This window comes from Cerasibacillus sp., from assembly GCF_036516575.1.
Classification (GTDB): Bacteria; Bacillota; Bacilli; order Bacillales; family Amphibacillaceae; genus Cerasibacillus.
In genome coordinates this window covers 1-21,405 of sequence record NZ_DATBTY010000073.1, presented here as the reverse complement: position 1 = coordinate 21,405, position 21,405 = coordinate 1, and the positions used below count along the sequence as shown (strand labels likewise).

The following is a 21,405-nucleotide window of genomic DNA, read 5'->3' as shown; positions in this document are numbered from 1 at the left end:
AACGGCTATTGTAATATAATGTCGGTTTTAGTCATTCTTTTTTAATTTCGCTAATGCCTCAGCAAATGGATTATTTTTAAATCCTTCATCCTGTTTCTTTAAATAGCGATTGACTTCTTTACGGGAGACATGATGTTTTTTCGCATGTTGACGCCGTTTATTAAAAGTTGAAAGCTTTTCACGATGGCCACAACGGCAATAAAAAGTTTGCCCTTCACCTTCACCACGTAGTTCCATTCGTTTGTGGCAATTTGGACAACGCGCATTCGTCGTTTTCGCGATATTTTTTCGCTGGCCACATGAACGGTCCTGACAGACGAGCATCCGACCGTGTTTGTTTTTTATTTCTAACATGAGCTTTCCACAGTCTGGGCACTGAGTACCAGTAATATTATCGTGCTTAAATGTCGCATCGCTCGTTTTAATTTCATGGACAATCTCTTTCGTATATGATTTAATTTCTGAAATAAACGCCTGTTTAGGTAGTATTCCTTTAGCAATTTGATTTAATTTCTTTTCCCATTCAGCGGTCAATGCTGGTGAACGTAAATCTTCTGGAACAAGCTCAAGAAGTTGCTTTCCTTTTGATGTTAAATGTATATATTTTCCACGCATTTCCATTAACGCACTGTTGAACAATTTATCGATGATATCCGCTCTTGTCGCAACTGTTCCAAGACCACCTGTTTCGTGTAATGTTTTTGCGAGATGCTTGTCCTCTTCATCCATAAAACGCGCCGGATTTTCCATTGCTTTCAGTAAAGTTCCTTCTGTAAAGCGCTCTGGTGGCTTCGTTTCTCCTTTATCCATCCGAATGGTCATATGCTCAACACGGTCACCTTTTTTCATCATTGGAATCGGCTTTTCTTCTTCAGCATCTTCATCATACGAACGATCATATAATGACTTCCATCCATGTTTTTTAACAAAATTCCCTCGCGCAATAAAGATTTCACCATCAATTTGTCCTGTTAGCGTTAATTGTTCATATTCATATGGTTCGGACAAGACAGCTAAGAAACGTTTAATAACGAGGTCATAAATTTTACGTTCTTTCGCATCTAAGTCCTCTAAAATCACCGGCTCTTCTGTTGGAATAATCGCGTGATGGTCAGTTACTTTCGTATTATCAACAACTGATTTCGGTAATGTCCATTTTTTTCTTTTTAATCGACTAGCTGTTGATGCATATTGATCAATCCCACAGGCATCTAGTCTTTCATTTAATGTCGGAACAATATCTGTTGATAGATAACGTGAATCGGTTCGTGGATATGTGAGCACTTTATGCCGTTCATATAAGCGCTGCATAATGGACAATGTTTCTTTCCCTGAAAAATTAAAAATCCGGTTCGCATCACGTTGTAATTCGGTTAAATCATATAATTGAGGTGCATATTTTTTTCGGTGTTTTTTATTTACATCCGTAACGATTAATGGCTTGTTCTTTAACTTTTGGACGGTGCTTTCTGCTTTTTCTTTTGAAAAAATTCGCGTTTGCTTTTGTTTATTTTGCCATGTCCATGTCACTGTACGCCCTGTTTCAGCCTTAATTTCATAAAATATTTGCGGCTTGAATGAGCGAATTGTTTCCTCGCGCATCGCCACCATCGCCAAAGTCGGCGTCTGTACTCGACCACTCGATAGCTGGGCATTGAATTTTGTTGTTAATGCTCTTGTCGCGTTTAAACCAACATACCAATCCGCTTCAGAACGTGCCACAGCTGATGCAAATAAATCTTCATACTTTTTTCCTGGTTTTAAGTTGTTGAATCCATCGCGAATCGCCTTATCAGTAACCGATGAGATCCACAATCTTTTGATAGGTTTTTGGACGCGCGCTTTTTCAATAATCCAGCGAGCCACGAGTTCACCTTCCCGCCCTGCGTCTGTGGCAATGACAATCTCATTGACATCTTTACGATTAAGCTGCGTCTTCACCGTATTGAATTGTTTTCCTGTTTGTCGAATGACAATTAATTTCATTTTATCAGGAAGCATCGGAAGCTCTTCTAACTTCCATGTTTTATACTTTTTATCATAAACTTCAGGCTGGGCCAGTGTAACGAGGTGCCCTAATGCCCATGTAACAATATACTTTTTCCCTTCGAAAAAGCCATTTCCTTTCTTATGGCACTTAAGGACACGGGCAATATCTCGTCCGACTGATGGCTTCTCCGCCAACACAACTGTTTTACTCATAAAAAAATCCTCTCTTTAAGTTGCTCTCCTTAGTTTATCATAAATGAAGGATGATAATCGATTCTATAAGTTATTAGTGGAAGCGCCTAGTGTGGATAACTCCGATCTTTGGGATGGACTTATCATTGAAGTGCTCAATCCGAGGCAACTTCACCCACGACAACGGACTTACTTAATATTGATGCACTTAATACGAGCTTACTCTTGTCTCGATTGAGGACTTGTAAATCATTGGAAAACCAATTACGATAAAAATTCATAAGCATGTTCATTGTTTCTATTAGATTACTTCCTACAACCTTTCAAAAAACTACATTTAGATTATCATCATTGCAGAATTTTACATAAATTATCATCTTTAACTTATTCACCTAAAATAACTTGATTTGCACTAAGATATGTCATAGTATTTATGTAATAAAGTCTATTAAAAATTCAAGAGAGGGTTGATACAGTGTTTCATGAGCATCGAAAGCCTATTAAGCCAAAGGAACTCCAAATTCTCCAATTACTATCTCCACGCAAAAAATTTTCTTACAAAGAAAAACAAACCTATAACAATCTTATGAAAGGTTACAATGGTGAAAAGCAATTTTACACTCTACTAAAAAAACATTTATCTTCTTCAGGGATTATCCTCAGCGATTTACTTCTTGAGATTAACAATTCTGTTTTTCAAATTGATAATGTCCTCGTCCGCAATAAGACCATTTTCCAATTTGAAGTAAAAAATTATGATGGTGAATTTTATATTGAAAATGGGGACTGGTATATAGCAGGAACAAGAAAAGAGATTAGTAACCCATTATTACAATTAAAGAAAAGCAATTATTTATTACGCCAGTTATTACAAAAACTAGGATACAATCTCCAAGTAAGACCATATCTCGTTTTTATCAATCAGGAATTTACTTTATATCAGCTTCCACTTAAACTCCCTATCATACTTCCAAATCAATTAAAACGTTTCATTAAGAATTTAAATAATACACCTGCAAATCCCCATAAATACCATACTGACATAGCTAGAGATTTGGTTGCTTCGAATATCAAAGATTCTTCGTATGAAAACTTTCCTGAATATGACTATCATCAATTAAGAAAAGGTATGACTTGTCCGAAGTGTTACACTTTTTTAATTCGCTATAACAAACAACATGTTAAATGTGAAAATTGCGGTCATATCGAAAATATTCAAAGCGCGATTTTAAGAAGTACATGCGAGTTCAAGCTCTTATTTCCCAATAAAAAAATTACAACAAGTATTATCTTTGATTGGTGTGAATTAGATCTTTCTAAGTTCACGATTAGACAGGTTCTTTCGAATCATTTAAAACAAATCTACAAAGGGCGTTATACGCATTATGAATTTGTTAATCAACAGGATAAGTTAAGAATACTGTGATACTCACAATCAAACTATTAGATAAATTTTAGGCGTCAAACACCATGTCGTGTTCCAGACGTCTTTTTTTCTGCGAAGTAACTTCAACCACGATGGCTGACTTACTTAAAATTGAAGTGCTTAATCCGAAGTAACTTCAACCACGATAACAGACTTACTTAACATTGATGCGCTCAATCCGAAGTAACTTCAACCGAGATGACAGACTTACTTAACATTGAAGTGCTCAATGCGAAGTAACTTCAACCACGATGGCAGACTTACTTAACATTGAAGTGCTCAATGCGAAGTAACTTCAACCGAGATAACAGACTTACCTAGCATTGATGCGCTCAATCCGAAGTAACTTCACCCCCGATAACAGACTTACTTAACATTGAAGCACAATCAAAAAACTTGTCCCCACAATTTTTCCATCTTGCCCATACCCAGTATGACATTCCACCATACACTATAGGTATATCGATCAAACTCCTTCGTGACAGCAAATTCCAGCCCAAACTCAAATTTATTTCCTGAAAACTGTCACACCATATAATTTCTAGCGTATGTTACTAGTTATAACCTACGATTAGCTTAATCATGACACAGCGTATGTTTCAAATATGGTGTGACTGTAAATTTGAAATAAAAGGATTGGTTATATGCTATATATTATGGGTTTTTTGTTCTTAATCATCGCAGTAAGTATCGATGGATTTGGAGTCGGCATGACGTATGGCATGCGCCAAACAAAAGTACCATTAATAGCTATATTTATTATTATGTGTTGCTCTGGAGTAACCGTATTCGTCGCAATGATGATTGGTGACTTCTTGAACCGAATCATAACGACTCAACATACGGAGATGCTAGGAGGAAGTATTTTAATCGGGTTAGGACTTTTTTCTCTATTCCAAATCCTCCGTTCAAAAAAAGAACAACAACTTAAAACTTCGTCAACAGCAGCAAAAGGGACGCTCCACGATGTTAAAACGGTGCTAACTACACCAGAAAGAGCCGACCTCGACCAATCTGGCAATATATCATCTGGAGAAGCTCTATTACTTGGCTTTGCTTTAGCAATGGATGCCTTTGGTGCAGGAATCGGTGCAGCTATGTTAAATTACCCGCCTCTGATAACAGCATGCTTAATTGCAATGATGAGTGGACTCTTTCTCATATTCGGAATTTATATGGGGTATATACTCATAAAAAAACAATATTTCCAACAGCTATCTTTTTTACCAGCTATTCTTTTAATTACAATTGGGTTAACAAATATTTTATTATAAGAAAAGAGTGGCATGTTGCACTACATCGCCACTCTTTTTTCATTTATCATCCGCTATTTCTTCTTCATACGGATTACCGTTCATTTTTACTGTTTTATCGAACTGCCCAATATCGTATTTATTTCCCCCAACATTTACGACAATATTATAAATTGTACATTTAGCTCGTTTGGCCCCGCAATCAAATGATTCATAACCCATTTCATTTAATGATGTTTTCATCAAATCATTAATTTCTCCAAGACTTAACTCAGCGAATTCATCTTTAGCATTAGCCATAATCGTATAATTCAAATAGTAATAATCCCCTTCACGTCGCGTATCTTTCATATCAAAACTAATCGTACCTAAATAAGGTGCTAAACTCGTTTGCTTGATACGCTCAACTTCTAATTCAACGAGTGCCTCATCTGGATCTGTCCCAGTACAAGCTGTTAGAAAAATAATGAAAAAAATACTACATAAAGCAAATACCCGCTTCATATAATCCCCTTCCTCAAGAGCTTCTATCGTTGTCTTTCCTTACTATTTGTACCATAGTTAAGGGGAAAGTGCCACCGATTTATCCAACTTACAAGACGAGAATGTAGCTTGAAACTGTTCTCGAGCAAGTACGGGTTAGTATTTCCGGTTATTCATGACATATTTGTGATAAAAAACCTTATAACCCTTTAACCATACCACCATCGACAATTAATGATTGACCGGTAATATATGTGTTAGCACCAGAGGCTAGAAAAACAACGGCCTTCGCAAATTCCTCTGGCTTACCAAATCGTTGAAAAGGAATGGCCGATTCTTTTTCTTTAATAACTTGCTCAACTGGAACCCCACGACTTTCAGCATTCATTTCATTCAACTCTATAATGCGATCTGTCATAATTGTTCCCGGACCAACAGTATTAATGAGAATTTGATGAGGACCAAATTCCTGTGAAAGACTCTTCGTTAACCCTAAGACACCCGGTCGCATTGTATTCGATAAAAGTAACTGGTCAATGCTTTCTTTTATCGATGAAGAACTTAAGTTAACAATTCGCCCACTCTGTTGTTTTTTCATAAATGGTAGCACTTCACGAATCGTCCGTACAAAGCTTAATAAATTCAGCTCAAACGCGTGGTACCAATCGTCATCTGTCATCTCTTCAAACAATCCTGCTGGTGGACCACCTGCATTATTAATTAACACATCAACCGTTCCATATAATGTGACAGCTTGTTGTACCATCTGTTTAATTTGTTCTGGATTCTTCATATCACAGACGATATAATCCACCGATTTTTGACCACTATTCTGGATTATCTCTGCTTTCGTCTTTTTTAATGCTTCTTCATCACGGCTACTGATTAACACATTTGCCCCATTCTTGGCAAATTCCATCGCCACTGCTTTTCCCAATCCTTTACTTGCAGCTGTTACAATGACTGATTTCCCTTTTAATTTTAAATCCATTAAAACACCCTCCACTCTATAATAGGTTTAATAAAACAGTTAGCGTCACAACACTCATGATCGTTGTTATGAGTGTAATCGTTGAAACAAGATTCGGTTCCGCATCAAACTCCACAGCAAACAGTGTCGTTGTTACCGCTGTCGGCATGGCTGAGATAATAATCATCACAGATCCAAGTAGAGGCTCTACTGAAAAAATATGTACAAATAAGAAAGCTAAAGTCGGAGAAACAATCATCTTAAGCAAAACGGATGTGGACACGACTTGCCAGTTCATCTCTAGTCCTTTAATGGATGCCAATTGCATGCCTAGAACAACCATCATCACTGGTATCGAACCGTCAGCTAAAAGGCTAATCATTGAGTATGTCGTATCAGAAAGCTCAATTTGGCCTTTTTGAAATAAAAATGCAAAAATCGCTGCATAAGTTGCTGGCATTTTAAAAATCGTTAATACAGCTTGTCCAATCGAACGTTTCCCCCGTGATGCATAATAGACACCGAATGAATTCATTAATAGAGATTGAACAACCATAAAAAAGATCGCATAAGGGAAAGCTTCTTCCCCGAGGCCAAAATAAATAATCGGTGCACCATAATTTCCAGCATTCATGAAGACAGATGCTAACATCGAAGCACTCTCTGTCGCTTTTGACCAGCCGAATAATGTAGCGAGAATTTTGTTTAAAGTAATTAAAACGATTAATAAAAAAAGAGCAAACAGAAATAAAGTCATAAATTGCTGATCAAATGTCGATTCGTACAAATTTTTAAAAACAAGGGCTGGGAGAAAGATGTATATCGCCATTGTCGATATCGATTTGACATCTAAAAATCGGATCCGTTGTAATACATAGCCAATTAAAAACACGATTGTCGTCGGCAAAACAGCACTAAAAAACACATCCATGATGACAGCTCCCAAATTTTTTCTCTACATATTATTTAGCTTACCATATTTTTGTAAAAATGATTACTGTTCAGTTAATTGACATGATTTTTACCAAAAATAAAAAAGAGCGTTAAATCGCTCTTTTTTCGTTCATTATGCTGCTGCTTCTGCACTTTTATAAGCATCAATAATAGATGTTAGAATAAAGCCAATTGATGAAGAGAACATAAATGCAATGCCCCAGCCACCAAGGCCTGCTCCTAAAATTGTCACTTTTCCTACAATCGTTGGGATCGTTGCTAAAATGACACCAGACGCGAAAATAACCATTCCTGGATAATATGGAAGGTATTTAGCACGTGATGACGCTTTTAATAGGCCGACTCCAAGTAAGACCAAGACTATAGTCATGACAGCACCAATTAATAGCACTGATTGTACCATCAAATCACCTCATATAATCATATGTAATAGACCTTCTCAATTACATTATTTTAGCCTTTCCATCAATAAAAGTCAATCAAAACACTATTTACATAGTGGAAAGGTGCTTTTTAGGTTAACCTGGAATGATTTCATTTTTTAATGAATACATTTAAACCAAGCATCTTTTAATAGATATTGAGAAACGAAAGGGGGAGCTGGACACTGAGAAGAAGAAAAAAATATAAGCAACATTATTTTGAAAGGAGGATTTTTCATGAAAAAAAGTTTTATTTGGCAAATTATTGGCGCCTTTATTTTGGCACTTATCGTCGGGCTTCTATTCAGAGAAAAGGCTGCCTATGTCGAACCGCTTGGGGATCTCTTTTTAAGACTCATTAAGTTTATAATTGTCCCACTTATTTTAACGACTATCATCGTCGGAATGTCCAGTACGAATGACTTAAAAAAGTTGGGTCGTTTGGGTGGAAAAACGATTTCCTATTATTTAATTACCAGTTTTATCGCGATATCGATTGGTATTCTTTCTGGCATCATCTTTTCACCTGGAAGTGGTACAGATATTAAATCTCCTGATACGAATGTTGAAGCAGCTGAAACCGATGGGATTCTACAAACAATCTTAAACATCATTCCAACAAACCCACTTGAATCACTCGCTAATGGAGACATCTTACAAATTATCTTCTTTGCGATTTTTATTGGAATAGGGATTGCCTTAATCGGTGAAAAAGCTGCACCTGTTCAAAACTTTTTTGATGGCTTTGCCGAAATTATGTATCGGATCACAGGCATTGTGATGACTCTTGTTCCCTTTGGTGTATTCGGGTTACTTGCACCTGTTGTTGGAACTTATGGATTATCCGTTTTATTACCTCTCATTAAATTAATTGCTGCGATGTTAATCGCCAGTCTTATTCATATCTTTATTATTTACGCTATTGCCGTCAAATCGCTCGGAAAAATGAGTCCACTTCATTTCTTTAAAGGTATTTTTCCGGCCGCTTCAGTCGCATTTAGTACATGCAGTAGCTCTGGAACACTTCCTGTCACAATGAAGAATACCGAAGAAAATCTTGGTGTATCCAAAGAAACATGCAGTTTTATTCTCCCACTCGGTGCCACAATTAACATGGATGGAACAGCCATTTATCAAGGTGTCGCTGTCATGTTCATTGCTCAATACTTTAATACAGAACTTACCCTCACTCAATTATTAACTGTCGCTCTTATCGCCACACTTGCTTCAATTGGTACAGCGGGCGTTCCAGGTGCAGGTATGATTATGCTAACAATGGTTCTTGCTGCTGTCAATTTGCCATTAGAAGGGATTGCATTAATTGCTGGAATTGATCGGATTCTAGATATGATTCGTACAATGATTAATATTGTTGGTGATGCTTCGGCAAGTGTCGTTATAGAAGAATCAGAAAGAAAATGGGCTGAATCAACTACATCATAATACCGTAAATTATGATTAAATTGGAACGTGTAAATGGCTTTAAAAATGAAGCAAGTGGAGAAGTAGGCGACTATTTCTCCACTTGTTTTTTCCGTTAAATGTTGTGAGTGTTTTAATCATATAAATGTCTCGCACAAAGGGCTGAGCTTTAGTATCACAATTGATGCTCCAATAGTATACACGTGCGGCTCCACGTGTAGTGTTAAATTTCTCTCCGTTCACAAAATAGATACATTCTCGTTAAAATAGGCCTTTAGTTCCACTTTGTTAGTACCGATATAACATACAGTAGTTATTTTATCCTTTTCTCACTAAAAGGAGTTTTATCTTAAAAAAACATTCAGTTTCAATGAGTCAACTTCTTTTGGAATATATAGAACGAGGTGGCAACTAATGAAGGGATTATTTAATTTCAAAAAAATACGTTCTAAAATTTTATTAGCTTTTTCAATTATTCTCGTATTAATCGTTATTCTTGGAATCATTAATTTAACAACTATTAACAAGATGAACAAAGAAACAGAGGATATGGTAGACAGACATCTTCCATCCCTCATCGCAAGTCATGACATGTCTTATAATGTCGCTCAGCGTCTTGGATTTTTAAGAGGTTTTTTACTGTATGGTGATGAATCATATCGAACGCTTTTTAATGACTACACACAAGAAGTAATGGAAATTGAACAAAAATTACGTGCTGAGTTTTCGAATCAGGACTTAGAAGAGTTATTTCAATTGGAAAAACAGTGGCTTGATCATGCGAACCAAGCATTTCTTCTACATGATGAAGGAAAAAAAGATGAAGCCGTCGATTTTTTAGCGGGAGAACCAACAGAACTCGCTCGTGATATCATGGAGCATTTAGAAAGCTTTTCTAAAACATCAAATGAAAATATCATTACTGATGGACAAGCTAATATGAAACAAGGACAGAATTCCTTTATTTATATGACCATCACGTTTATCGTCACGCTTATTGTTGGATTTTTAATCGCATCATATGTTTCTAGGCTTATTGCAAACCCTGTTCAAAAGGTTATGGAACGCTTAAAACTAATTGCAGATGGTGATTTAACAGAAAATGATTTAGCGATCACAACACGTGATGAAACAGGGCAACTAACAGAAACAACAAATGTCATGAATAGTCAATTACGTAATCTGATGCAGGAAGTGAATCAAGTTTCTGAGACAGTGAGTGCCCAAAGTGAAGAATTAATGCAAGCAGCAGATGAAGTTAAAGTGGGGACTGAACAAATTTCCTCAACAATGCAGGAACTCGCTTCTGGTGTTGAACAACAAGCGAATCACGCAAGCCATGTTTCATCATTTACGCAGACGTTTTCAGATCAAGCTAAAGCAGCGAATGAAACAGGTACGGATATAAAGGCAGCAAGTTCACATGTTCTAAAGTTAACAAACGAGGGTGCGGAATTAATGCAAGGTTCTTCAGACCAAATGCAAAAAATTGATCAAATCGTTCAAGATGCCGTAAAACGTATGAGAGGGCTTGATTCACAGACGAAAGCTATCACAGAACTTGTCGCAGTAACACAAGACATTGCAGAACAAACGAATTTACTTGCGTTAAATGCTGCTATTGAAGCAGCACGTGCTGGTGAACATGGCAAAGGTTTTGCTGTTGTAGCTGACGAAGTACGAAAATTAGCTGAAGGTGTAGCAAATTCGATTTCTAATATTACAGGGATTGCTTCCAATATCCAAATCGAGTCAGAAAATGTAACGAAATCACTAGAGGATAGTTATAAAGAAGTCGAAAACGGGACGAAACAAATTCAACATACGCATCAGATGTTTGAGCAAATCAATGATGCCATTACAGATGTCGCTGATAACATTGAAATCATTTCAGACACATTAGCAAACTTTGCATCACGAACTCAAGAGATGAACACATCAATTGAGGAAGTGGCATCCATCTCTGAACAGTCCGCAGCTGGAGTTGAACAAACATCTGCATCATCCGAGGAAGTTGCCAGTTCAATGGAAGAAGTCGCTGGTAGTGCTTCTCAGCTTGCAAAACTCGCTGAACAATTGAATGATCTCGTCCGACAATTTAAAATATAGTCGATTCACTTAGTTTTCGGTATAATATAGATATAGGAAGAAGTAGTTCTATCCTTCCTATATCTTTTTTTTGCAGGATTTTACAAATTAATAGCGAATAAAAATAATACATAAGGGGGAATTTTATGTTAAAGTTTTCAGATTATGCTTATGAACGTCCAGATGTTAAAGCCGAAAAGGAACAAGCATTACAATTAATTCAAGCGTTTAAAGAGGCAACCTCGGTTGAGGAACAAATGAAGGCAGTTGAAGCGATTAATAAATACCGCAATCGACTATCTACACTAAGTAATCTCGCATTTGTCAGAGCATCAATTGATACAAATGATGAATTTTATAAGGAAGAACGTGATTTTTGGGATACTTTTTCGCCAGAAATCCAAGAATGGGATACGTTATTCTATAAAGAATTATTAGAATCACCTTACCGGGAACAATTAGAAGAAAAGTGGGGCACACAATTATTTAAGCTAGCAGAATATGAATTGAAATCTTTTTCACCGGAAATTATTCCATTATTGCAAGAAGAAAATAAATTAGTATCCGAGTATTCTAAGCTAGTCGCTTCTGCCCAAATCGAATTCCAAGGAGAAATTTATACATTAGCTCAACTTGGACCATTTTTACAACATGAAGACCGTACAGTTCGTAAAAAAGCACTCGATGCTAGAACGAGTTTTTTTGAAAAGCATAGTGATGAATTCGATTCAATCTATGACAAGCTCGTTAAATTACGTCATAAAATCGCTAAGAAGCTTGGCTACAAAAATTTCGTTGAACTTGGTTATGTTCGTATGTCACGAATTGATTATAATCAAGAAATGGTCGCCCGTTTTCGTAAGCAAGTTGAAGAAGTCGTCGTGCCACTTGTTACAAAGTTATATGAACGACAAGCGAAACGAATTGGTGTATCCGATTTTAAATTTTATGATGAAAGTTATCATTTCAAAACGGGTAATGCAACACCAAAAGGATCGCCTGAATGGATTATTGACAACGGAAAGAAAATGTATGAAGAACTTTCTCCTGAAACAGCAGAATTCTTTAATTTTATGCTTGAACGTGAATTGATGGATTTAGTCGCTAAAAAAGGGAAAGAAGCAGGCGGATATTGTACGTTTATCGCTGATCATAACGCACCATTTATTTTCTCAAACTTTAATGGAACATCAGATGATATTGATGTATTAACACATGAAGCTGGGCACGCCTTCCAGTTTTATTCTAGTCGCGACTTAGGTGTTCCAGAATACTTAATGCCAACAAGTGAATCGGCTGAAATTCATTCCATGAGTATGGAATTTTTCACATGGCCATGGATGGAACTGTTTTTCAAAGAGGATACCGAAAAGTATCAATTCTCGCATCTAGCGGGTGGCTTAATTTTCCTCCCTTATGGTGTTGCTGTCGATGAATTCCAGCATCTTGTCTATGAAAATCCGGATTGGACACCTGTGGAAAGAAAAGCTGCTTGGAAGAGATTAGAAGAGAAATACTTCCCACACCGTGACTATGATGGTCAACCTTATCTTGAAGCGGGTGGCTTATGGCAACGTCAAGCCCATATTTACCAAATACCATTCTATTATATCGATTATACATTAGCACAAATCTGCGCATTCCAATTTTGGAAGAAATCACGTGAAAACCATGAAGAAGCGTGGAAAAATTATCTTAACCTATGTCAACTAGGCGGATCTAAACCGTTTCTTGGTCTCGTCGAAGCAGCAGGTCTTGACTCCCCATTTGAAGAAGGAACAGTTGAATCTGTTGTTCAATCGATTGAAGCTTGGTTAGATCGTGTTGAAGATGATAAACTGTAATTGATGAAAAAATGTAATAGAAATAGCACAAACTGATAACACAGTTTGTGCTATTTTTTATTAGGGAGCTGGCCAACTGTAGCAGTCGATGTGATATAAATTGGGATAGTAGTGAAGATGTATAGAATAGTTGAAATCCTAATGTGATATAACTCGAGAAGAGAGAAAGGACTTGGAGAGCATTGAAGTCCCCAATGTGAAATGTGAGCGAAGACTTACAGGGCATTGGGGAAATAAAAGGAATAATATGCGCTCTAGGAACACGGTCTTGTGTAACATTGGAGTGGCAAACATGGTCCAACACCAGTAACAGCTATATAAATGCGTACAAAAGTAAACAAGCGGAAAAGTCATTTACGACTTTTCCGCTTCCATCATATTTTAATAATTCAGCATCGTTTAAACTGCATCTTGCCAACTAGCAACTTGCTCTTCTAGTGGAATATTTTCACCGCGTTTCCTTCGGGCATAATAGAAAAATAGTGCCACAAGAACAATTGAAATAATCGTCGCTAATAAATAGGATACATCGAGTGGCATACTGAATCCAATTGGCGCATTTAAAATATAAGTCGTTGTCGCCATCAGCATGAATACACCCGGAATTAATGAAATCCAGTAATTTTTTCGGGCCAAATATAGATACATAGCTCCGACAAAAAGGGCGATGACCGCTGTTGATTGATTTGCCCATGAGAAATAACGCCATAAAAGGGTAAAATCAATTTGCGTTAAAGCGATTGAAATCGCAAATAATGGTAAAGCAATCCAAATACGATTTTTAATTTTTTCCTGTGAAATATTCAGATAATCAGCGATAATCATGCGTGCACTTCTGAATGCCGTGTCACCAGATGTGACTGGTAAAATAATGACACCTAAGATAGCTAGTGTACCACCGACTGCTCCTAGCATTAAGGTTGATGCTTCACTGACAACCGCAGCTGGTCCGCCAGCCGCTAATAATTCATTTAACCCGCTCGAACCGTTAAACATGCTCATCCCTGCAGCTGCCCAAATCATTGCAATAATACCTTCTGCAATCATCATCCCGTAAAAAATCCTTCGACCTTGCGATTCGTGCTGTGTTGTTCTCGATATAATTGGTGTTTGTGTCGCGTGAAATCCTGACAATGCCCCACAAGAAATCGTTAAAAATAGTAACGGAAAAATAGGTACTTTCTCAGGGTGCAAATTGGCTAACGTCAATTCTGGAATCGGTGCTTTCGTAACAATCAATCCAATCCCAACTCCTAGCGCACTAATAATAAGTAATGCACCAAAAATAGGATAAAACCGTCCGATAATCTTATCAATCGGCAATAATGTCGCTAGGAAATAATAAATAAAGATTGCTGCAATAATCAAACCAAGTGAACCCCAGCCATTCATTAAATTATGCAATAGTTCTGCTGGCGCTGTAACAAAAACGGTGGCAACAAGGACTAAAAGTAAAATAGCAAAGGCATTGACGACATGCTTCATAAATTTACCAAGAAATTTACCTGCTAACTCTGGTAAATGAGCACCGCGATTTCGAATAGAAATCATCCCTGTTAAATAGTCATGAACCGCTCCGGCAAAAATAGCTCCAAACACGATCCATAAAAACGCAACTGGCCCATACAGTGCCCCCATAATCGGTCCAAAAATAGGTCCGACACCTGCAATATTTAACAACTGAATGAGTGAGTTTCTCCCAGAACCCATCGGTAAATAATCGACATCATCTCGACTTGTGTATGCGGGTGTTTTACGAGACTGATTGACCCCAAATGTTTTCTCCACAAATTTACCATACGTAAAATAACCGACGATAAGTAAGACGATTCCAAGTAAAAATGTGTACACCATGTTCCCCCCCTTTGTGATTTATGATTCTCTTTACGGACATGTCCAAAGAACGCTGCCCTATCCCTTGTATCCGCTTACAACTATTTTAGTTGATATCGTTGAATATTTCAAATATAAAATATTGGTTGGTAATTATATACAATATATAATAATAAAAAAGGGCGCCCTCTAGCCCTAAAATAGACTTATGGTCACCCACTACCCTAATCAAAACATCATATCATGTAATTGACTTACATCGACATTACCACCAGAAATAACGGTCACAATGTTTTGGTCTGTCGCTTGAATATGCCCAAACATTGCGGCTGCTAGTGTCACAGCGCTTGATGGCTCAATTATTTGTTTCATACGTTCCATGACGAATAACATCGCTTGACGAATTTCTTCTTCGCTAACGAGTACAAGGTCATCAATATATTTTTGGACAATCGGAAAAGTTAATTCGCCTGGTTGACTCGTTCTTAAACCGTCAGCAATTGTTGACGTTTGACCAATCGATGTGATTTCGCCATTTTTTAATGACAGATATGTATCTTTAGCTAGCTCTGGCTCTACACCAATAACTTTAACGCTTGGCTTCGTTTCTTTGATTGCTGTTAAAATACCAGAAATTAAACCGCCACCACCAATAGGCACAACGACAAGGTCTACGTTTTCGACCTGTTCTAAAATCTCTAAACCGATTGTACCTTGGCCAGCCATGATTAATGGATCATCATACGGCGGAATAAATACCCCCGCTTTTTCTTCCGCTAAAGCTTTGGCACGAGGAATACGCTCCCCTGACGTATACCCACATTTTTCAACGCGGCCACCATAAGCTTCAATCGCTGCTACTTTACTGCGATTAGCATCCTTTGGTACAACAATCGTTGCTGGAATGCCTAGCTGATGAGCAATGTAGGCAACGGCTTGTCCGTGATTACCAGAAGATGCCGCTGTTACCCATGTTGCCCCATCTTTTACAGCATGTTTTACCTTATTTGTTGCACCGCGAATTTTAAAAGATCCGGTTTTCTGTAAATGTTCCGCTTTTAAAAACACATGATTACCACAAGCTTCAGATAATTTCGCCGATGTCATAACCGGTGTTCGATGTATGTCTCCTTTAATCATCTCACGTGCTGCTTGAATTTGTTCTAATGTCAGCATCGTTGAAAATCCCCCTTTTCTTCATTTCAACTGTTTAAACCAGCCCTTTTCTTTATAATGTGAGACAGCTTCAATTCGATTACTTACTTCAAGTTTATCCAAAATGACAGATACATAGTTTCTTACTGTACCATAGGTTAAATGGAGTTCATTTGCGATGTCTTTCGTACTTTTCCCTTCAGCTATTAAATAAATCACTTGTTGTTCTCGTTCTGTAAGCGGATTACCTGTATCAAACGCTAAATCGATTAACTCTGGGGCGTAAATTTTTCTGCCATCCATAATAATTCGAATAGAATTAGCCAGCTCCTCACTTGGACTATCTTTTAGTAAATAGCCACTCACTCCAGCATCTCTAGCACGCTCAAAATATCCACTACGCGCAAATGTCGTCAAAATAATGACTTTACAAGAATCGTCCTTCAAATGTTCTGCGGCATCAAGCCCGCTCATGACTGGCATTTCTATATCCATAATACAAATATCCGGCTTAGATTGTCTAACTAAACGAAGTGCTTCTTCCCCATTTTTCGCCTGACCGACAACTTCCATATCCTCTTCTAAATTCAGTAATGCAGCTAGAGCACCAAGTAACATCGTTTGATCCTCAGCAATCACAATACGAATCACATGACGACCCCCTCTGTAATTAATCAGATTGTTTAATAACATTTGGTATTTGAATCGTTAACTGGGTTCCGTGTATTGAAGCAATTTTTAAACTACCGTTAACAAATTCTAAACGTTCGCGCATTCCTTGGATACCATTATTTCTAAGCGATATATTTTTCTTCGTAATACCTACACCATCATCTTCAACTCGCATCAACCATTGTTCCGGAGAATGGTTAATCCTTATTTTACAAGACGTCGCCTGACTATGTTTCACGACATTTGTAATAGCTTCCTTTAAACACATTACTAACGTGTTTTCCACAAGTAATGGCGTATTTGTTAATGTGACATCCCCTTCAATTTCACATGAAATTTGTGCCGCTTTCAATAATTGTTTTACGCGAATGAGCTCTTCTTGAAGCTTTTCTCCCTTCATATTGTATACCATTTCACGGACTTCTTTTAAGGCAATGCGTGCGGTTTGTTGGACATCTGCTATTTCTTCTATCGCTTGCTCAGGTTTTTTCGTAATTAAACGTTTCGCCAAATCACTTTTTAAACCAATCAATGAAAGCTTTTGTCCTAATGTATCATGTAAATCCCTTGCAATACGCTGTCTTTCTTCTAATACCATCAGTTGGGAAATCTTTTCACGCGCTGCTTTTAGTTCTTCTTCCAGTCGTTCACGTTTATTCCTGCTATACATATTTAATGGTAAAAGAATCACACCTAATATACTGAAGATAATAAATGGCCATTGTGAAAGGAGAATGTCTCTTTGAATAAAAAAGCCAATCCCTACGGCTATGACGGTCGTGACAAGATGGGTAGTATAAAAAGTGATAAAGCGACGTTTTTCTTGAATGTTTCCGATATAAAACGCAAGAAACAAAGAGAAGTAAACATAACCTAGTAAAATGGTCATAATGATACTTATTGCCATTTCCACACTTAGAGCAACATGTACGGTCCATCCACTCGATAAAAATGACAGTCGATAAGCAGTAAAAAACAAAACGACCATCATTATTCCAAAAATAATCCCAGCTGTTGAAGCTGTTTTAAAAACAAAATATAACGGGAGGATACAGAAAATAACCCATACATAAGCACTTAACCCCGTGTTTTTCGGGATGATATGATACCAATTTTGCCTTTTATTTTCCATATGGTTCTCCCCTTTCTCCTATTTTAACGAACATTATCATAGTATCAGTATATCACGCACATATCATACCGAATGAAAAAACCTCCCGATTAGGAAGGTTTATTTTTCTTGCAAGCTTGATTTTAACGCTATACCTTTTTGCATCGCTTTCAGTTCTTTAAATGTGATAAATGAACGGTTTTTCTCATCGTATAATCGAAAGCGAATCGCCTGTAAGCTCGACTTTAGCGTAATTGTTGTTGCCTTTTGCAATGGTGGAATCGTTTCATGAGCCTTCTCTAAATGATAGTTCGGCACTCTAGGGCTAAGATGGTGAACATGGTGAAAACCAATATTTCCAGTTAACCACTGTAAAATTTTTGGAAGTTTATAGTATGAACTTCCATCAACAGCTGCCTTAACAAAATCCCATTCTTCTTCATTTTCAAAATAAGAATCTTCAAATTGATGTTGCACATAAAACAACCAAATACCTAATGTTCCAGCAATAAACATAATTGGTAATTGAATCATTAAAAATGCTTGCCAACCGATTAACCAGATGAGTGTCGCATATAATAACACAACTAATACATTGATTAAATACGTATTGAGGCGTTCACGACGATTCGCACCTTTACGATTAAAACGGTTTGAGATGAAATATAAATATAATGGGCCAAACCCAAACATAATAATCGGGTTGCGATATAAACGATATGCCATCCGTTTCCATGGTGATGCAGATAGATATTCATCGACCGTCATAATCCAGACATCACCAGTTCCAATTTTATCCAGGTTACCACTTGTCGCATGGTGGATCGCGTGGTTTCGCTTCCATTTTTCAAAAGCAAAAAGCGTCATTACTCCTGTAAACGTCCCAACGATTCGATTCCATTTACTACTATTGAAAAACGAGCCATGGGTACAATCATGAAAAATAATAAAGGTACGGATCAAAAATCCAGCTGCAATAATTAATATCGGCAGTGTGAGCCAATAGGAAATCGCCAAACTTTCATATGCTAAATACCAAAGCAAAAAAAACGGAACAACGGTGTTTAACAATTGAAAAATACTCGATTTCATATTTGCATTGGTAAAAGGTTGCACACTTTTTCTCAATTGTGCTTGTTTTTGTTTATGTTTCATCTTATGACTTCCTCCTAAACGGATTCTACTCCTAGTATAGGGAATAAAACAGAATGAAATAAGTCATAAATGTCAGAAGTTAATATGACAAATGTCATATCCCAGAATACCCAAGACGTTATTTCGAGTTAAAAAAGTCGCATTGAAAATTCCAACACGACCAAATTAAAAAATGTTATTTATATTTAAATTTACGAGTCGCATTGACTGCTTCAACCCAACCGTTATATAAATGTTCCCGTTCATCTTCACTCATTTTCGGAACAAAGGTATGATTGACTTTCCACTGCTCACCAATTTCAGCTTTATCTTTCCAATAACCAACAGCAAGTCCCGCTAAATAAGCAGCACCAAGAGCAGTCGTCTCTTGAACAACGGGGCGGTCTACTCGGACACCGAGCATATCGCTTTGAAATTGCATCAAGAAATCATTTTGGACCATACCGCCATCAACACGTAACGCTTTTAAATCAATATCCGAATCAGCTTTCATCGCATCAAGAACATCTTTCGTCTGATAAGCGATTGCTTCTAATGTCGCACGAATAACATGCTCCTTCGTTGTTCCTCGTGTTAATCCGAACATAGCGCCTCTTGCTTCACTGTCCCAATATGGTGTTCCTAACCCAACAAAAGCTGGGACAACATAGACGCCTTGAGTCGAGTCGACACGTGTCGCATATGTTTCACTTTCTGACGCTTCTCTAAACATGCGCATCCCATCTCTAAGCCATTGTACAGCTGAACCAGCAACGAAAATACTACCTTCTAAAGCGTATTCGACTTTTCCATCCAATCCCCAAGCGATCGTTGTTAAAAGTCCACTTTTTGAGGCGACAGCTTTTTCACCTGTATTTAAAAGCATAAAACAACCAGTTCCATACGTATTTTTCGCCATTCCACTTTCAAAACAAGCTTGCCCGAATAAAGCAGCTTGCTGATCACCTGCAATCCCTGCAATCGGAACTTTCTCACCAAAGAAATGATAATCGATTGTCTCTGCATATATTTCGGAAGACGCTTGAACTTCTGGAAGCATTGATTGAGGTACTTGCAAAATCTCAAGTAGTTCATCATCCCATGTTAAATCATGAATATTAAACATTAATGTTCTAGAGGCATTCGAATAGTCGGTCACATGTGCTTTTCCACCAGATAATTTGTAAACTAGCCACGTATCAATCGTACCAAACATTAAGTCACCGTTTTCAGCCTTTTCCCTAGCCCCATCAACATGGTCTAATATCCACTTCGCTTTCGTACCGGAAAAATACGGATCCAATAATAATCCCGTCTTTTGGCGGAACGTTTCTTCATAGCCTTCTTCACGTAATTGCTGACAAATTTGTTCTGTTTGTCTTGACTGCCAAACAATCGCATGATAAATCGGTTTTCCTGTATGTCTATCCCAGACAACTGTTGTCTCTCGTTGATTCGTAATACCAATTGCTGCTACTTGTTTCGCTTCAATATCTGCTATCCGTAAAGCCTCAGCCATACAAGCTAACACCGATGTCCAAATCTCATTCGCATCGTGTTCAACCCAACCAGGATGTGGAAAAATTTGCTCGAATTCTTGTTGAGCTACCGCTTTGATAGCACCCTGATGATCAAATAAAATCGCTCGCGAACTCGTCGTCCCTTGATCCAACGCTAAAATATATTGTTCACTCATCTATACTCCCTCCAATGATTTTCGTTCTATCTAGAATTAACCTATTTTCTATTATACGCCGATTCATCTGTACGACCAACCAAAGTTTACATTAGTTGCTAAAGGGCAGTTAATAATTGACTTTTATAAAGGAAATGCAGTCTGAACCAAGCAGTATTTATTTTTCAATAAAACTAAGGTATATAATATTTAGAAAATGATAAAAGACCGAACCTCATCAAGAGGGGTGGCGCTAAGAGAAAATAATCCCACAGGCCCAACTAAAAGCACATGACGGGTTATTTTTTATTGTGATGATTGGATGTCATATACGCCACCAGCATCCCAAATCAAATTATCTGTAACACATGGCCGTGCATTCTCAAACATCAAGGCGCCACATGTTTTTTTGGGGTAACCTTTTTTCAAAATAGTCCTTATTAACCTAACATTTATGTTTATTTTATGATAATATTAAGGTATACTATATATAGAAAATCATAATATAATAAAAGATTGATCCATGCTGGAACATGGAACGGTCCCCAATAGACCGAACCCCATCAAGAGGGGTGGCGCTAAGAGAAATAATCCCTCAGAGCCTCGCTATAAGCACATGAGGGATTATTTTTTATTGTTATGATTAGACATCATATACGCCACCAGCATCCCAAATGAAATCATTAGGGACATATGGATGGATATTCTCAAACATCAAAGCTTAACATGTTTTTTAATAACCTTTTTCAAAATTGTCCTTATTAACTTAACATATCTGTTTA

General features: G+C 37.4%; 16 protein-coding genes. 5 read left to right on the top strand and 11 right to left on the bottom strand.

The features are described from left to right. Window positions 1-27 precede the first annotated feature (27 nt). A complete protein-coding gene (locus VIG73_RS12100) occupies window positions 28-2,202 on the bottom strand; it encodes a DNA topoisomerase III (protein WP_331642337.1) in 2,175 nt (724 codons plus the stop codon). A gap of 454 nt (window positions 2,203-2,656) precedes the next feature. On the opposite strand from VIG73_RS12100, the gene VIG73_RS12095 reads away from it, so the two are divergent. Together VIG73_RS12095 and ytaF are read left to right on the top strand one after the other, a co-directional pair. After that, the gene (locus tag VIG73_RS12095) at window positions 2,657-3,607 is read left to right on the top strand and encodes a nuclease-related domain-containing protein (protein ID WP_331642335.1); all 951 of its coding nucleotides are present in this window, start codon (window positions 2,657-2,659) and stop codon (window positions 3,605-3,607) included. A gap of 644 nt (window positions 3,608-4,251) precedes the next feature. Next, window positions 4,252-4,881 carry a sporulation membrane protein YtaF gene (gene ytaF / locus VIG73_RS12090; protein WP_331642333.1) on the top strand — a complete coding sequence of 210 codons (630 nt, stop codon included), beginning with the start codon at window positions 4,252-4,254 and terminating at the stop codon, window positions 4,879-4,881. A 39-nt stretch (window positions 4,882-4,920) separates the two neighbouring features. Here ytaF and VIG73_RS12085 read toward each other — a convergent pair whose 3' ends face one another. The 4 genes from VIG73_RS12085 to VIG73_RS12070 all read right to left on the bottom strand — a co-directional run bounded on the left by VIG73_RS12085 (window position 4,921) and on the right by VIG73_RS12070 (window position 7,670). Further along, window positions 4,921-5,364, bottom strand: a complete 444-nt coding sequence (locus VIG73_RS12085; protein ID WP_331642331.1) for a hypothetical protein — start codon at window positions 5,362-5,364, stop codon at window positions 4,921-4,923. 178 nt (window positions 5,365-5,542) lie between these two features. Beyond that, window positions 5,543-6,334, bottom strand: a complete 792-nt coding sequence (locus VIG73_RS12080; protein WP_331642329.1) for an SDR family oxidoreductase — start codon at window positions 6,332-6,334, stop codon at window positions 5,543-5,545. A 16-nt stretch (window positions 6,335-6,350) separates the two neighbouring features. Next, a complete protein-coding gene (locus VIG73_RS12075; RefSeq protein ID WP_331642327.1) occupies window positions 6,351-7,244 on the bottom strand; it encodes an AEC family transporter in 894 nt (297 codons plus the stop codon). A gap of 135 nt (window positions 7,245-7,379) precedes the next feature. Continuing rightward, complete coding sequence (locus tag VIG73_RS12070; RefSeq protein WP_331642325.1) at window positions 7,380-7,670, bottom strand: hypothetical protein; 291 nt, start codon at window positions 7,668-7,670, stop codon at window positions 7,380-7,382. A gap of 256 nt (window positions 7,671-7,926) precedes the next feature. On the opposite strand from VIG73_RS12070, the gene VIG73_RS12065 reads away from it, so the two are divergent. The 3 genes from VIG73_RS12065 (at window position 7,927) to VIG73_RS12055 (ending at window position 13,043) form a co-directional block, all read left to right on the top strand. Continuing rightward, entirely contained in the window at window positions 7,927-9,132 is a 1,206-nt protein-coding gene (locus VIG73_RS12065; RefSeq protein WP_331642323.1) for a dicarboxylate/amino acid:cation symporter, read from the top strand. 393 nt (window positions 9,133-9,525) lie between these two features. Further along, window positions 9,526-11,220, top strand: coding sequence for a methyl-accepting chemotaxis protein (locus VIG73_RS12060; RefSeq protein WP_331642321.1), 1,695 nt, complete (start codon window positions 9,526-9,528; stop codon window positions 11,218-11,220). Between the two features lie 125 nt (window positions 11,221-11,345). After that, window positions 11,346-13,043 (top strand): M3 family oligoendopeptidase, encoded by a 1,698-nt coding sequence (locus VIG73_RS12055; protein ID WP_331642319.1) that lies wholly within the window; start codon window positions 11,346-11,348, stop codon window positions 13,041-13,043. 399 nt (window positions 13,044-13,442) lie between these two features. Here the strand turns inward: VIG73_RS12055 and VIG73_RS12050 are convergent, their stop codons facing one another. The 6 genes from VIG73_RS12050 to glpK all read right to left on the bottom strand — a co-directional run bounded on the left by VIG73_RS12050 (window position 13,443) and on the right by glpK (window position 20,644). Then, window positions 13,443-14,894 (bottom strand): carbon starvation CstA family protein, encoded by a 1,452-nt coding sequence (locus tag VIG73_RS12050; protein WP_331642317.1) that lies wholly within the window; start codon window positions 14,892-14,894, stop codon window positions 13,443-13,445. A 210-nt stretch (window positions 14,895-15,104) separates the two neighbouring features. After that, a complete protein-coding gene (locus VIG73_RS12045; protein WP_331642315.1) occupies window positions 15,105-16,052 on the bottom strand; it encodes a threonine/serine dehydratase in 948 nt (315 codons plus the stop codon). A gap of 21 nt (window positions 16,053-16,073) precedes the next feature. Next, a complete protein-coding gene (locus tag VIG73_RS12040; protein WP_331642313.1) occupies window positions 16,074-16,682 on the bottom strand; it encodes a response regulator transcription factor in 609 nt (202 codons plus the stop codon). A 19-nt stretch (window positions 16,683-16,701) separates the two neighbouring features. Then, window positions 16,702-17,835 (bottom strand): sensor histidine kinase, encoded by a 1,134-nt coding sequence (locus tag VIG73_RS12035; protein ID WP_331642311.1) that lies wholly within the window; start codon window positions 17,833-17,835, stop codon window positions 16,702-16,704. A gap of 99 nt (window positions 17,836-17,934) precedes the next feature. Beyond that, window positions 17,935-18,969, bottom strand: coding sequence for a fatty acid desaturase (locus VIG73_RS12030; protein WP_331642309.1), 1,035 nt, complete (start codon window positions 18,967-18,969; stop codon window positions 17,935-17,937). A 175-nt stretch (window positions 18,970-19,144) separates the two neighbouring features. Continuing rightward, the gene (gene glpK, locus VIG73_RS12025; protein ID WP_331642307.1) at window positions 19,145-20,644 is read right to left on the bottom strand and encodes a glycerol kinase GlpK; all 1,500 of its coding nucleotides are present in this window, start codon (window positions 20,642-20,644) and stop codon (window positions 19,145-19,147) included. Window positions 20,645-21,405 lie beyond the last annotated feature (761 nt).